Here is a 13874-nt window from a genome sequence, read left to right as displayed (position 1 = left end):
CCCTCAATCCACATGCTTGATCTCCACACGTCGGTTCTGTGCTCGACCGGCTTCCGTATCGTTCGAAGCTGTTGGCCGTGTGGCTCCATAGCCCTTTACCGTGAGGTTGTCTGCTGGAACGCCCGAGTTGACGAGGTAGAGCTTCACGGCGTTGGCACGGTCGATCGAGAGTTCCATGTTATATTCGGGAGTGCCTTCAATGGAAGCATGGCCATCGATAATGAACGTCTCATCGTTATCTTTCCGTATTTCTCTCGAAATTTGGTCAAGGATGGCATAGGAGTTTGTTTTCAATACGTGCGAGTCGTATTCAAATTGGATGTTCTTGAAATGGTAGTTCGGTGGTGTCGTGGCTACTGGTTTAACGGTTGTAGGCGCTTCCTTCGGAGCCTCTTTGGGGGTTTCTTTGACCACGCGCTCGGCGGGAGCCTCCCGTTCTACGACCTCTGCTGCCGGTTGCAAAACGACTTGTTTCGGCTTGCAGCTATGAGTTGAGAAGGCTAGTGCGCTTGCGCAGGCTGCTAATATACAGCTGTTTATGGTTTTCATATTTAATAATTTTGCTGGTGTAAACATAGGAAATATCTATCAATTATAACATAAGATGTGGATACCTCATCCGGTTTTTTCACGCAATGATGGTGCCAACGCAGATTGGCCGTACGGTTGTGCTATTCAATGCGGCTTTGCAATAGGGCGTCACACCATTTTTTATACCGTTCGGGCGTAAACTGCGCCTCGGGAATGGTTAGTTCAACGGTATGCAATGCGGTGGGGCCTTCCACCACATAGGTGAGCAGGTTGGCCGACCCACATTGGCCATCGGGCATCTTAGTGGATTTAATAGCGTAGAGGATGGCGGTGTGGCCATCCACCACTTTTCTGTCGACCACCTCCAGCGTCGCCTCGGGGCAGCCGGACTTTTCATATAGCCATTTTTCCTCGGGCGAGCCTTCGGCTTTCATGGGGTAGTACCTTCGGTCTATGGTGGTAACGGTGACCTGCTTTACGGCCACCTCATCGGCGGCATTACCCTTTATGGTATAGGCGGTACCACGAATGCCTTTGGTATCTTTGGGTATCTTCGTGCTTTTCCAGCGGTATTCGGAAGGCAGGGGCACCACGATTTTCTCTTCGCCGGGGTTGATCTGGGCATGGGCCAACGTGGTCAGGAAACTCCCCGCGATTAAACAAATGACTATCCGTATCATCTCGTATTATATAATTGGATCGAATCGCATGGCAAACTTATCCCGGTACGCCTTTGGGGTCATACCCGTATTGTCTTTAAACAACTGCCGGAAATTTTTCATGTCGTTATACCCTGCGGATAACATGATTTCGAGGAGCCCTTTCTCGGTGTTTTCAAGTAGTTTTTTCGCCGCTTCGATCTTGGTGCGCTGCAGGTAGCGGATGGGTGTCATCCCGGTGGCGTGCTTAAAGCGCCTTACCAAATTGCGCCTGCTCGCCGGTATATCCACAATAGCCTCTTCCAAACTCCTTATCGCGCTGAATTCGGTTTTTATCTTCTGTTGCAATCGCATCACCAGTTCATCGTCGTGCGCCTCTGCCGGAGTGAATTGTCCAAAATACGATTGGTTTTCGCGGTCCATATCAATCGAAAACATCTTGGCCATGCGGACGGCCATTTCGCGTCCGCAATGTTTCTGTATAAGTGCCAGCATGAGGTGGAAGCCACTGGTGGCACCGCCGCTGGTATAGATGTTGGCATCGTGCGTTACCACGGCATCCCGTTTGAGCTTGATTTTTGGGAAGCACACGGCCATTTTATCGGCCGCGTCGACGTGGGTCGTGGCTTGCCGGCCATTGAGTAATCCCGATGCTCCTAGAAGGAAGGCGCCGGTGCAATTGCTGGCTAGTATGGCACCATGCGCATATTGCTCATGGAGCCAGGGGAAAAGGGCGCTGTTTTCGGCTACGGTCTGGGCCAGATCAACTGATCCAAAGGCAGGTACGAAAATCAGGTCATAATGCTGCGCGCCTGTAATCGGTGTGTATGGAATGTGGCCTACGCCTTCCGGGATCGCCTTGGTTTCCGACGTGCCGGTGAAGTGGATTTGGTACTGGCCCTCTTTCCCGTCTTCACGCAGCAGCCGGTTGGCGGTTTCGAAGACATCAACGATGGCTGCCAAACTCAGCAGTCGGTATTTGCTTGTTAAAATAATAGCCAGTTGCATGGTGTTTCCATTGTTACTATCTCAAAGGTAATAGATTTTTGTTGGACGCTTTTCCTTTTTTGCTAATTTGTTGTGTTCCGTTTTGCGCTTAATGCGAAAGTACGCATACTTTTGCTTATATTTCGTTCTCTCCGTGCGCGACAAATTTGTGCCCGAAAATATCCTTCCAAAAACCTATCTTTGCCGCTTGAAGTCGATTTGTATGCAACACATCCGCAATTTCTGTATCATTGCGCACATAGACCACGGAAAGAGTACCTTGGCCGATCGCTTATTGGAGTACACGAACACCATCACGCAACGGCAGGCCCAGGCCCAGCTGCTGGATAATATGGATCTGGAACGCGAGCGGGGCATCACCATCAAAAGCCATGCTATCCAGATGAATTACATGAAGGATGGCCAGGAATATGTATTGAACCTTATCGACACACCGGGCCATGTGGATTTCTCGTACGAGGTGTCACGTTCCATTGCGGCGTGCGAAGGAGCGTTGCTCATCGTGGATGCCTCGCAGGGTATCCAGGCACAGACCATATCCAATCTGTATTTGGCGATAGAGCACGACCTGGAAATCATCCCGGTACTGAATAAGATGGACCTGCCGGGTGCCATGCCCGAGGAGGTGAAGGACCAGATCGTCGACCTGATCGGCGGCAAGCGGGAAGATATCATCCCCGCATCGGGTAAGACCGGGCTAGGGGTGCTGGATATCCTCAACGCGATCGTAGACCGTATCCCGTCGCCCGTGGGCGACCCGGCAGCGCCGCTGCAAGCACTGATATTCGATTCGGTGTTCAACTCCTTCCGGGGTATCATGGCCTATTTCAAGGTAGAGAACGGCGAAATCCGCAAGGGCGACAAGGTGAAGTTCATCGCTACGGGCAAAGAATACATCGCCGACGAAATCGGCACATTAAAGCTCAATCAGGTACCCAAGGAGGTGATCCGTACGGGCGACGTGGGCTATATTATTTCGGGCATCAAGGAAGCGCGGGAAGTGAAGGTGGGTGATACGATTACCCATACAGCCCGTCCAAGCGCGTCTGCCATCAAGGGCTTTGAAGAAGTGAAACCGATGGTGTTCGCGGGCATTTACCCAGTGGATACGGAAGATTTCGAAGAGCTCCGCGAGAGCATGCACCGCTTGCAGCTCAACGATGCGTCGCTGGTTTTCGAGCCGGAGTCTTCGGCGGCACTCGGATTCGGTTTCCGGTGCGGCTTCCTCGGTATGCTGCACATGGAGATTATCCAGGAGAGGTTGGAGCGCGAGTTCGACATGACGGTGATTACCACGGTGCCCAACGTATCGTATAAAGCCTACCTCACCAAAAGCCATGCGGAGATAATCGTACATAATCCGTCGGATCTGCCCGATCCCAGCAAGCTGGAATTTGTGGAGGAGCCGTTTATCAAAGCGAATATCATCACGAAGGCAGAATTTGTGGGGCCGGTGATGTCGCTGTGCATACAAAAGAGAGGGGTCATCGTTGACCAGTCGTATTTGACGTCCGATAGGGTGGAATTGGTGTTTGAGATGCCGATGGGTGAAATCGTGTTTGACTTTTATGACAAGCTAAAAACGATTTCCAAGGGATATGCATCTTTCGATTACCATCAGATCGGTTACCGCCAATCGGATTTGGTTAAGTTGGATATCCGCCTGAATGGTGAGCCGGTCGATGCATTGTCGTCGCTTATCCATCGGAGCAATTCGTACGATTTTGGAAAGAAAATCTGCGAGAAGCTCAAGGAACTCCTGCCCCGGCAACAATTTGAGATTGCCATCCAGGCATCGATTGGAGCGAAGATCATCGCCCGAGAGAATATCCGCGCGTTGCGCAAAGACGTTACGGCAAAGTGTTATGGTGGCGATATCTCCCGTAAGCGTAAGCTACTGGAAAAGCAGAAAAAGGGCAAGAAACGCATGCGGCAAGTGGGCAATGTGGAGATTCCGCAGTCGGCATTCATGGCCGTGTTGAAATTGGATTGACGCGAGTACTGAGTATTTAGCACCGAGTACATAGACTTCTTTGCTCGCGTTAACGCAAGATAAAAAAATGAATGATAAGTTTATAACGGTTAGTCAAGCTAGTTACTTGAATAGTAGCGCTAAGTACTAACTACTAGCTACTAAGTACTAAATATGCAACTACTCGACGGAAAGCTGGTATCAGCGAAAATTAAAGAAGACATCAAAAAGGAAGCGGCGGCATTTCTGGCCTCAGCTGGGCGAAAACCGCATTTGGTGGCCGTTTTGGTTGGCAACGATGGCGCGAGCGAAACGTACGTGGCCAGTAAGATGCGTAATTGCGAACTGGTTGGCTTCGAGTCGACCAATATCCACTATGACGAAAGCATTACGGAAGCAGCGCTTATCGCGAAAATCGAGGAACTTAATGCAGACCCCGGCGTAGATGGGCTTATCGTGCAGCTTCCGCTGCCCCGGCACATCGATCCCGACCGGGTCACCGAGGCGATCGACTACCGGAAGGACGTGGATGGGTTCCACCCGATCAACCTGGGCCGGATGCAGCGCAACTTGCCCTGCTTTATCCCTGCTACCCCTTACGGCGTTTTGTTGATGTTGGATCACTATGGTATCGACACCACGGGCATGCATGCTGTGGTGGTGGGCCGAAGCAATATCGTGGGTAGCCCGATGAGTATTCTGTTGGCGCGCAATAGTACACCGGGCAACTGTACGGTAACGCTGACCCACAGCCGCACGAAGGACATCCGGGAAGAGGTACTTCGTGCAGATATCGTGGTGGCGGCAATCGGGAAAAAGCATTTCATCACCGCCGATATGGTGAAGGAGGGCGCTATCATTATTGATGTCGGTATCAATCGTGAAACGAGTAGCCTCACCAAGTCGGGCTATAAATTATATGGCGACGTGGATTTCGAACACGTGGCCCCGAAGTCATCTTGGATTACCCCTGTTCCGGGTGGCGTGGGCCTGATGACCATCGTTGGCCTGTTGAAGAATACGCTCGAAGCGGCTAAGGGGAGTGTGTATTAATCGATTTGAAATCGATGCAGCCTTCAAGTATAAAATTCATGATTTAACGGTTCCTTTAAATTTATAGCGATGAACAAATTAGCACAGATGGCATTGGTTGCCAGCGCGTTGACATTTGCGGCCTGCAACAATGAGATGGATGGGCATGATGCGCATGACCACGATGGACATGACCACACCGTTGGCGAACAGGTGGATGCCGCATTAGACAGCTTGGAACAAGCCGGAGATAGTATAGGTGCTATAGGTGCGGAGATCAAAGACGGTGTGAAGGCCGGTATCGAGCGTGCGAAAGAAGAAGTGACTGAAGCTTCAAAAGCGGCAGCCCAAGACGTGAAGGATGCTGCCAAGAAAGTGAGCCGCGAAGTGAGCGAAGCTGCGGAGGATGTGAAGAACGATTTAAAAAAGTAGCCACCACATAACCGTTCAGCTTTTTTACAGATTTTCCCGGTATCTTTGTTCCCTACAAATTACCCGGAAATGAAGTTGCTTATTGTTGAAGACGAAAAAGGATTGCGCGATAACATCGCCCAATTCCTGAGCAGGGAACAGTATATCGTGGAGCTAGCCCCCGATTTCCAAACGGCTACGGAGAAAATATCGCTTTATGACTACGACTGCATCCTGCTGGATGTCGGTCTGCCTGATGGCAATGGCCTCAACCTCCTCCGTGCCCTGAAATCCAAGCAGAAGCGCGATAATGTGATCATTATTTCGGCTAAAGATTCGTTGGATGACAAGTTGCAGGGACTAGAGCTTGGTGCCGATGATTATTTGACAAAGCCGTTCCATCTGGCGGAACTCAACGCGCGCATCAAGGCAGTGATACGCCGCAAGGCACTGGGCGGCGGCAACGTGGTGCGGCTCAATAATATGGAGCTCGACTTCGACGCCCGCACATTGCGCGTTGGCGACACGGAAGTCCACCTCAACAGAAAGGAGTTTGATATCCTGGCCTTCTTCGTGGTGAATAAAAACCGGCTCATCTATAAATCGGCATTGGCCGAACACGTATGGGGCGACCACATGGACAACGCGGATAACTTCGATTTTATTTACTCCCAGATAAAGAACCTTCGCAAAAAGCTCAAAAACCATGGTGCTAACCTCGAGATACAGGCCATTTATGGAGTAGGGTATAAGTTGACCGTCTAGATGAAACTGCTCAACCATACGCTGCTTTACCTATCCGCTTCCCTGGTTTTTATCTTGAGTATCTGGGCGGTGGTTTTCTATTTCAGCATGATGGATGAGGTGTACGACAGTATCGACGATGGGCTCGAAAACTACAAAATGCTCATCATCAAAAAGGCAAGCCGCGACTCGACTCTCCTTCAGAAAGACCGTTTTGACGAAAGCAATTATGCCATACGACCCATTCCGCGCGAGCTGGCCCTACAAGCCACGGAGCAATTCGCCGATACGTCCATGTATATGGAGTATGAGGAAGATTATGAAGTGGTACGAATGCTCACGACCTATTTCTCCACGCCCTCAAACCAGTATTATGAACTGAAAATCATTACTTCCATGGTAGAAGGCGAAGATCTGGTGGGCGATCTGCTCCATGCGTTACTGTGGTTGTACGTTGCGGTGATTGCCAGTGCATTCATCATCAACAACCGCGTGCTCCGTAAAATCTGGCGTCCGTTTTATCAGTTACAGCACGAACTACGGACATTTAAGCTGGGCGAAGATAAGACGTTCAATCCGCCGCAGACGAAGGTCACCGAGTTTCAGGACATGAATGATACCGTTGCAGACCTGCTGAAAGCCAATATTGCGGTTTTCCAACAACAGAAGCAGTTCATTGAAAATGCATCGCACGAGTTACAGACCCCGTTGGCGATTGCCATCAACAAACTCGAATTGCTACTTGAACAATCGAAGGGCGACGACGCGCAGCAATTGGCAAACGCGATCCATTACCTGGAGCGTATGACGCGGCTCAACAAGTCGTTGCTTTTACTTTCGAAAATCGAAAACCGCCAGTTCGCTTCTGGTGAGCAGCTCGATTTCAATGCGCGGTTGCGGCAGCAGGCCGATGACTTTTCCGAATTGCTCCATTACCGAAATATCAAGGTGGAGATCATCGAGCAAGCCAGGTTGATGCTTTTTTTCAATGCGGATTTGGCCGATGTATTGATAACCAACCTATTGAAAAATGCTGTCGTCCACAACCACGAGGGGGGGCATATCCGGATTAAGGTTACGTCTGAGGGTTTCGAGATAGCGAATACCGGAGCGGTGCAGCCATTGGATACCAGCAAGATGTTCGCCCGCTTTTACCGGGCGTCAGAAAATTCCACTTCCACGGGGCTTGGTTTGGCGGTGGCGAAGGCCATTGCCCAATTGCACCGTGCCGATTTGGCTTATCGGTATGCAGAAGGGATGCATTGTTTCAGGTTCCGGATACCTAGTTGATGTAGTCGTTATCGTCTTGGTCCAATGGCTTCTTGATTTCGAAGGGCGGCTCGTCGGTTTCGGGCCCGTCATCGAGCCGTTTCTTTTTAGGCCGGCCAATCAAGAAGCCTACCACGGCGCCGATAAAGAACATGGTGCCCAGCACCGCGAGTTTAGGGACAGACCGCGTGCCGAATATCCAAAAGTTCACCTCATCCATGTTTTTCATGAGGATAACCGTAACCAGCACGGTCAGCACGATGACGGAAATGGTTTTTGCGCTCATGGCTTTTTTAAAATTTTTATGGCCAAAGTAACAAAAATTTTATCGGAACCCCCTGATATTCTTAACATTTTTTAACTTTTTTCTACCTAATAATTTGGTTATATGGCTAAACATCGTACTTTTGCAAAAGCGATAGAATTAGTCACACATAAAGCACTATTTTAAGCACGCATTGATTGGTATTCTTTCCCGGATTTATTTGTGTATAAATCATTTACATGATGAATCGTCTAGATTTAATGGGAATATTGATGAGCCACGGTACCATCGTTACGGTTTAAAATTGTTGCACAACATCTAAATGAACGTGAAGACGATGTTCGAAGAGAAACTAGCCGCCACCTTTTCATTAGCAACAGTAGTAACGGCACTGTTTCAGTTAGGATTTTATTCACTTATTATCAAGCCGGGCGAGTAACCGTCGTGGTTTTTAGGATAACCAGGCCCAATAACGAAAGGGCTTGGCACGATTACTATTCTCAATTTTTTATTTTTTAACCAAATTCACAAACGCATGAAACAAAAATTACTATGTTTCTTTATGTTGGGGATACTGCTGATCGGATCGGCGTATGCCCAAGACAGGAGAATCAGCGGTAGGGTGACATCGTCAGACGACGGTGCCCCGATAGCTGGTGTGTCTGTACTTGTCGTAGGCGGGGTAACAAGTACCCAGACTGACGAGGCGGGTACTTTCTCCATCAACGTTCCGGAAACGGCGACGGAACTGGAATTCCGTTATCTCGGTTATGCCACACAAAGGGTGAATATCCAGGGACAATCGGCGGTAAATGTTCAGTTGGAGGTAGACGCAGCTGCTTTGGATGAAGTGGTCGTTACGGCCATGGGTATCACCCGTTCGGAGAAGTCATTGGGTTATTCGGCAACGAAAGTAGAGGGCGAAGAGATCGCACGCGCACGTAACACGAATATCACCGGTTCGCTTGCCGGAAAGGTTGCAGGCTTGCAAATCCAATCTTCTGCTTCCGACCCGGGGGCCGCTAGTTCCGTTGTTATTCGTGGATTTGGCTCGATCAACGGAAGTAACCAACCCCTGTATGTCATTGACGGTGTGCCGTTACAAACCAGTACATTCCAGACAAGCGGGCACTCGATTACGGTAAGCGGTGTGGGTAATATTGCATCGGACGATATCGCATCGATGACCGTTCTGAAAGGTGCAGCTGCTACGGCATTATATGGTAGCCGTGCTTCTAATGGTGTCATCGTGATTACGACTAAACAAGGTAAGAAAGGTGCTGACCGCAACTATACCATTCAATACAATGGTGGCTTGCAGCTCCGTCAGGTATCTTATTTCCCTGAAATGCAGAACGATTTCGGGCAAGGATGGAACGGGACGCAGACGTTTATTGAAAACGGTTCTTGGGGGCCTCGACTAGATGGGTCTATGCAGATATACGGACCGATCTGGAATAACCAACAGTTGATCCATGAGTATTCTGCCCGCGAAAATAATATACGTGATTTCTTTGATATCGGCGTATCTAATAACCATAACGTTTCGTTGAGTGGTGTGTCGGCCGACGAGAAAAGTACCTATTTCCTTTCTTATTCAAACACGAATGATGATGGCATCATGCCGAGCGAGGCGGATACTTACAAACGCAATACAATTGCCTATCGTGGAACATATGAGGGTGCAGATTGGTTCAAGGTTTCCTCTTCTGTTAACTTTTCGACATCAAAAACGAATACCGTTGGCAGTTTCCAAGGTACATCAGTAATTGACGGTTTATATGAGATGCCTCGCGACGTATCCATCGTCGACATGCAGGATCTATCTAGTCCATTTAATACGCCTGAAGCCTATTTTACTCCGTATGGTATTACCAACCCCTACTGGTCGCTAGCCAATAACTACAATCAGTTAAATGCTAAGCAACTATATGGTAAGATACAGGCGGATGTTAACCCCATTGAGGAGTTGACACTTACTTATCGTTTTGGGTACGATTATAATGATTATGATATTAAAATCGGATCGCCCGAAATTAAGCTGGATGACGCTTTGATCAACGAGGATTATGGGTATGCACCTAGTAACATGAACCAAACCGGTAGCGTTTACACGCGATATGGCCGTTCATATGAGTTCAATCATGACTTCTTGGCAACTTATGACAACCAGTTCGAGCAATTTACATTGACGGCGATAGCTGGTTTGAATATCAATGAACGGGCATCTACTTATATGTTGGGCGAAACGGAAGGACTATCCTTCTATACCGGTTTTTGGGATTTGAGCAATGGTGCGACACGTTCCGATTTGTCTGAGGGACAATCGAAGCGGCGGCTAATCGGCCTGTTTGGCGATGTCACGTTGGGTTACGAGGACATGCTGTTTTTGAATTTAACCGCTCGTAACGATTGGTCTTCCACCTTGCCAATTAACAAGAACAGTTATTTCTACCCCGGGGCGACGTTGAGCTGGATTTTCACGGAGGTGTTGCCTGAAAATGACATTCTCTCGTTTGGTAAGGCACGGGTAGCGTACGGACGTACCGGTGCCGATGCAAGCCCTTATCGCACCAGTAACATTTATGTACAGGGGTATGCCAATGGCTATTATGGAAGTGATATTGCCGCATTCCCGATGAATGGCGTCAATGCCTTCCTGTTGGGTGGGACCGCAGGAAGCATTACGCTACGGCCGGAGATGACTAGCGAGTTTGAGGCTGGTTTGAACCTGCAATTCCTGAAGAATCGTGTCGGTATCGATGCCGCGTTTTATAATCGCATAACCAGTGACCAGATTTTCACTTTACCAGTGGACCCCTCAACCGGATTTACCAATATGGTAACCAACTTTGGGGAGGTACGCAACCGGGGTATCGAGTTGTTGTTGAACACAACACCTGTTCAAACCGAGAAGTTCCGTTGGGACTTGGATTTGAATTTTGCAATCAACCATAATAAGGTATTGTCGATGCCGGAGAGCCTTGAAGGCGGTAAAGTGAATATCTATGATTTCTCAGCCGGGAATGATGCCGTGTATATGTACGCCGAAGAAGGTAGGCCAATGGGGCAATACTATACCTATTTGCCACAATATGTGACTGATCAGAGTAGTGACTATTATGGCTATCAAATTGTGGATGGTGCTGGTCAACCAGTCATCGGTACAGATGTAGAAGACGCCGGGTTGAACATGAACCACAAATGGATCGGTGGTGCGACCACTTCACTGTCCGCTTATGGATTTACATTGAGTGCGGCGTTTGACGTGCGTTACGGAGGCGGCATGTTTTCGCGGACGAAAAACTTGATGCAGTTTACAGGGAATGGCGTAGTGACGGTCTACAATGACCGTAGGCCCTTTATCATCCCCAATTCGGTACAGGTAATCGACGATGGCGAAGGAAACATTACTTACGCAGAGAATACAACAGCCATCAAATTATCCGACCAAAGCTACCAGAACTACTTTAACCTGAATGGGTGGGGTCATGGTGGTAAAGCTTATTTGATAGACCGTACGTACGCTAAGTTACGGAATATTACCCTCGCATACGATGTGCCTGCAAAGTGGGTTAAATCGACCCGTCTTGGAGCCATTTCTGTATCGGCATTTGTGAATAACGCTTTTATATGGACGGCGTCTGATAATTATTATATCGACCCTGAAGGTTCAACCGTTGGTTCGGATTTGTCTGGTCAGTTCGGTGAACTGTATGTAAATCCTGCGAACCGGATATACGGGTTTAATGTTAATGTTAGATTTTAATAGGGGGAGAAGAACATGAAAAAGTTAATCATACCATTTTTGGTCATATTATTGGGAACAACTTCCTGCGAGAAATTTTTGGATATCAACCAAGATCCGAATGCTCCCTCAGGAGAAAACGTGACCAGCGATTTGGTGTTTGCGGCTGCAGAAATGAACCTGGCATCTAGTTATGGCAACTTTTTGCGTATCCTTGGTGGCTACTATAGCCAACAGTATGCCCATAGTTTTGGAACCAGTAACTACCTGGATTATTCCAAGTTCATCATTTCAGCGACACGGTCTAGTGGCACGTATACTCAATTGACTTCACGGGTATTGAACAATCTCGAGATTATCCGTGAGCAAGCCACCTCAACCGAGGATTGGGGGACTTACCTGGCAGCTACGACGCTACGCGTATTTACGTTGCAAGCATTGGTGGATGCGTACGGAGAAACACCTTATACTGAGGCGCTAGATATTTCGAACACTACACCGCATTACGATGAAGGTGCGACGGTATACGCAGGCATTCTCGCAGAATTGAACGATGCTTTATCAAAGGCCACGCCAGCAAGTACGGTTGCAGCCAACTTTCTGTTCGGCACACCCACCGCCGCGGAGTGGATTCCGTTTGCAAATTCGCTGAAATTAAAACTGCTGATGCGCGTAAGTAAGGTGCAGGACGTAAAAGCGGAACTGGACCAATTAGTGGTTGAGAACAACTTCGCTACCGAAGACGTAGCTTGGGATGACATCTGGACCGATGAAAATGGTAAAGCCAGTCCATTTTATCAAGAAGAATTTGCTACTTACTTCGGCTCAACCCAGATTAACGTGATTGCGAACCTGGCGTTGATGCAAACCATGTTGGCCAGTGACGATGGCCGGGTGTCAGCATTTTTTGAGGAAAATGAAAGCAATGAGTATAAAGGCGGTGTATCGGGTACAAATTTCAGTACTTCCAGCACTTATCAGTCGACATATTTCTCCCGTCCCGTTGCAGCGTATGATATGCCGGTATATTTGATCACGGTTGCCGAAACGGAGTTTTTCCTAGCAGAGTATCATGCCCGCTACGGCTCCAGCACGGATGCCGAGGCGCACTACATTGCTGCCATTGAAGCATCGTTCAACTCGGCTGGCGCTACCGGCGCAGCGGCTGTTTACACGGACGAATATCCTTGGGACCAGGATAACTATGAGAAAGTGATCGGTATCCAAAAATGGATTGCGTTGAGCGGCGTTAATAACTTCGAAGCATGGTGCGAATTGAGGAGGCTAAAATACCCCGACTTCGGTGCTGTTACGGGTGCTCAAATCTATAACGTAAGTACGGACGACTTTAAACCGGAACTATATGTGCCAGGCACCCTTTATACCCCAATTGCTTTCAACGAACAATTGGGAGCGGGAAAGGTGTTGCAACGATTGAGGTATGCGGAAAGCTCCGTAAGCCGTAATCCGAATGCACCGGCAACACAACCGGACTCAAAACCTATTTTTTGGGCGGAATAGATGGTAGTTCGTTATTTAAATTTTGGAAAAATGAAAAATCAAATAATATATACTTTGATGGTGGCGCTTTTTATGCTCTCTTTACAAGGATGTGAGAAGGAGACCACTGCGGGGTACACAGACGTTGTATATTATGCAGACCTTCAATTGGAAGGCACATCACCAATGATTGTTGCATTGGGTGACGCGTATGTTGAGCCGGGGTATGAAGCTACGGAACAAGAAGAAGACATCACGGATAAGGTAGAAGTTTCTGGTTCGGTTGATGCAAATACGCCTGGGGTTTATAATATTACCTACAGTGTGACAAGTATGGATGGTTTCACCAGCACCGCTACTCGGCAGGTATTTGTCTTGCCCGCGGATGCGTTGGTTTCCGAAGGTGTAGCCGGCGTATATTCAGGGCAACGGGCGGGATCGTCGTTGACGGCCGCTGCTTGTACCATTTCTCAAGTAGAAGAAGGTGCAGGTGTTTATTTTGCGACCGACTTTTTTGGGGGTTATTACAATAAAGTCGCTGATTACGGACCTGCCTATTCATTGGCCATTTATTTTTACATAAATGCAGATAATTCCGTAACATCGTTGTCGAATACGTCTCCTTGGGGGGCATGGCAGGTGCTTAATGGTACGTATAACGCTGCTTCGTCGACCTTTGTACACGACGTCGAACAGGACGGCTTTACATTTAATGTAACCCTTACGAAAGACTGA

12 protein-coding genes are annotated in these 13874 nt (G+C 48.5%); 8 read left to right on the top strand and 4 right to left on the bottom strand.

Annotated features, from left to right (window positions below; translation table 11 throughout):
• Positions 1 to 3: 3 nt before the first annotated feature.
• From ACO1NT_RS08700 to ACO1NT_RS08690, 3 genes are all read right to left on the bottom strand, one after another.
• Positions 4 to 549, bottom strand: a complete 546-nt coding sequence (locus ACO1NT_RS08700) for an OmpA family protein (protein WP_449048198.1) — start codon at positions 547 to 549, stop codon at positions 4 to 6.
• 122 nt (positions 550 to 671) lie between these two features.
• Complete coding sequence (locus ACO1NT_RS08695; protein WP_449048197.1) at positions 672 to 1211, bottom strand: hypothetical protein; 540 nt, start codon at positions 1209 to 1211, stop codon at positions 672 to 674.
• 6 nt (positions 1212 to 1217) lie between these two features.
• The gene (locus ACO1NT_RS08690) at positions 1218 to 2198 is read right to left on the bottom strand and encodes a GlxA family transcriptional regulator (protein WP_449048195.1); all 981 of its coding nucleotides are present in this window, start codon (positions 2196 to 2198) and stop codon (positions 1218 to 1220) included.
• Between the two features lie 202 nt (positions 2199 to 2400).
• Between ACO1NT_RS08690 and lepA the strand changes: the two genes are divergently transcribed.
• From lepA to ACO1NT_RS08665, 5 genes are all read left to right on the top strand, one after another.
• Positions 2401 to 4191 carry a translation elongation factor 4 gene (gene lepA, locus ACO1NT_RS08685; RefSeq protein WP_449048220.1) on the top strand — a complete coding sequence of 597 codons (1791 nt, stop codon included), beginning with the start codon at positions 2401 to 2403 and terminating at the stop codon, positions 4189 to 4191.
• A 153-nt stretch (positions 4192 to 4344) separates the two neighbouring features.
• Complete coding sequence (locus ACO1NT_RS08680; RefSeq protein WP_449048194.1) at positions 4345 to 5223, top strand: bifunctional 5,10-methylenetetrahydrofolate dehydrogenase/5,10-methenyltetrahydrofolate cyclohydrolase; 879 nt, start codon at positions 4345 to 4347, stop codon at positions 5221 to 5223.
• A gap of 69 nt (positions 5224 to 5292) precedes the next feature.
• Positions 5293 to 5634 (top strand): hypothetical protein, encoded by a 342-nt coding sequence (locus ACO1NT_RS08675; protein ID WP_449048192.1) that lies wholly within the window; start codon positions 5293 to 5295, stop codon positions 5632 to 5634.
• A gap of 69 nt (positions 5635 to 5703) precedes the next feature.
• Complete coding sequence (locus ACO1NT_RS08670) at positions 5704 to 6378, top strand: response regulator transcription factor (protein WP_449048191.1); 675 nt, start codon at positions 5704 to 5706, stop codon at positions 6376 to 6378.
• Positions 6379 to 7647, top strand: a complete 1269-nt coding sequence (locus ACO1NT_RS08665; RefSeq protein ID WP_449048190.1) for a sensor histidine kinase — start codon at positions 6379 to 6381, stop codon at positions 7645 to 7647.
• On the opposite strand, the gene ACO1NT_RS08660 is transcribed toward ACO1NT_RS08665, so the two are convergent.
• Entirely contained in the window at positions 7640 to 7912 is a 273-nt protein-coding gene (locus ACO1NT_RS08660; protein ID WP_449048189.1) for a hypothetical protein, read from the bottom strand. The genes ACO1NT_RS08665 and ACO1NT_RS08660 overlap by 8 nt on opposite strands.
• A gap of 514 nt (positions 7913 to 8426) precedes the next feature.
• Here ACO1NT_RS08660 and ACO1NT_RS08655 point away from each other — a divergent pair.
• From ACO1NT_RS08655 to ACO1NT_RS08645, 3 genes are read left to right on the top strand one after another with little or no spacing between them, the layout of a single operon-like run.
• Positions 8427 to 11660, top strand: coding sequence for a SusC/RagA family TonB-linked outer membrane protein (locus ACO1NT_RS08655; RefSeq protein ID WP_449048188.1), 3234 nt, complete (start codon positions 8427 to 8429; stop codon positions 11658 to 11660).
• A 15-nt stretch (positions 11661 to 11675) separates the two neighbouring features.
• Positions 11676 to 13160 carry a SusD/RagB family nutrient-binding outer membrane lipoprotein gene (locus ACO1NT_RS08650; RefSeq protein WP_449048187.1) on the top strand — a complete coding sequence of 495 codons (1485 nt, stop codon included), beginning with the start codon at positions 11676 to 11678 and terminating at the stop codon, positions 13158 to 13160.
• A 30-nt stretch (positions 13161 to 13190) separates the two neighbouring features.
• Positions 13191 to 13874 carry a BT_2262 family domain-containing protein gene (locus ACO1NT_RS08645; RefSeq protein ID WP_449048186.1) on the top strand — a complete coding sequence of 228 codons (684 nt, stop codon included), beginning with the start codon at positions 13191 to 13193 and terminating at the stop codon, positions 13872 to 13874.

The sequence above is a fragment of the Parapedobacter sp. genome, assembly GCF_053550995.1.
The sequence above is the reverse complement of the archived record's forward strand: the minus strand, read 5'-3'. Positions and strand labels throughout refer to the sequence as shown.

Coding starts and splice junctions, on each gene's coding strand:
- ACO1NT_RS08700 (WP_449048198.1), bottom strand. CDS start 549: ATGAAAACCATAAACAGCTGTATATTAGCAGCCTGCGCAAGCGCACTA.
- ACO1NT_RS08695 (WP_449048197.1), bottom strand. CDS start 1,211: ATGATACGGATAGTCATTTGTTTAATCGCGGGGAGTTTCCTGACCACG.
- ACO1NT_RS08650 (WP_449048187.1), top strand. CDS start 11,676: ATGAAAAAGTTAATCATACCATTTTTGGTCATATTATTGGGAACAACT.
- ACO1NT_RS08675 (WP_449048192.1), top strand. CDS start 5,293: ATGAACAAATTAGCACAGATGGCATTGGTTGCCAGCGCGTTGACATTT.
- ACO1NT_RS08660 (WP_449048189.1), bottom strand. CDS start 7,912: ATGAGCGCAAAAACCATTTCCGTCATCGTGCTGACCGTGCTGGTTACG.
- lepA (WP_449048220.1), top strand. CDS start 2,401: ATGCAACACATCCGCAATTTCTGTATCATTGCGCACATAGACCACGGA.
- ACO1NT_RS08655 (WP_449048188.1), top strand. CDS start 8,427: ATGAAACAAAAATTACTATGTTTCTTTATGTTGGGGATACTGCTGATC.
- ACO1NT_RS08690 (WP_449048195.1), bottom strand. CDS start 2,198: ATGCAACTGGCTATTATTTTAACAAGCAAATACCGACTGCTGAGTTTG.
- ACO1NT_RS08670 (WP_449048191.1), top strand. CDS start 5,704: ATGAAGTTGCTTATTGTTGAAGACGAAAAAGGATTGCGCGATAACATC.
- ACO1NT_RS08680 (WP_449048194.1), top strand. CDS start 4,345: ATGCAACTACTCGACGGAAAGCTGGTATCAGCGAAAATTAAAGAAGAC.
- ACO1NT_RS08645 (WP_449048186.1), top strand. CDS start 13,191: ATGAAAAATCAAATAATATATACTTTGATGGTGGCGCTTTTTATGCTC.
- ACO1NT_RS08665 (WP_449048190.1), top strand. CDS start 6,379: ATGAAACTGCTCAACCATACGCTGCTTTACCTATCCGCTTCCCTGGTT.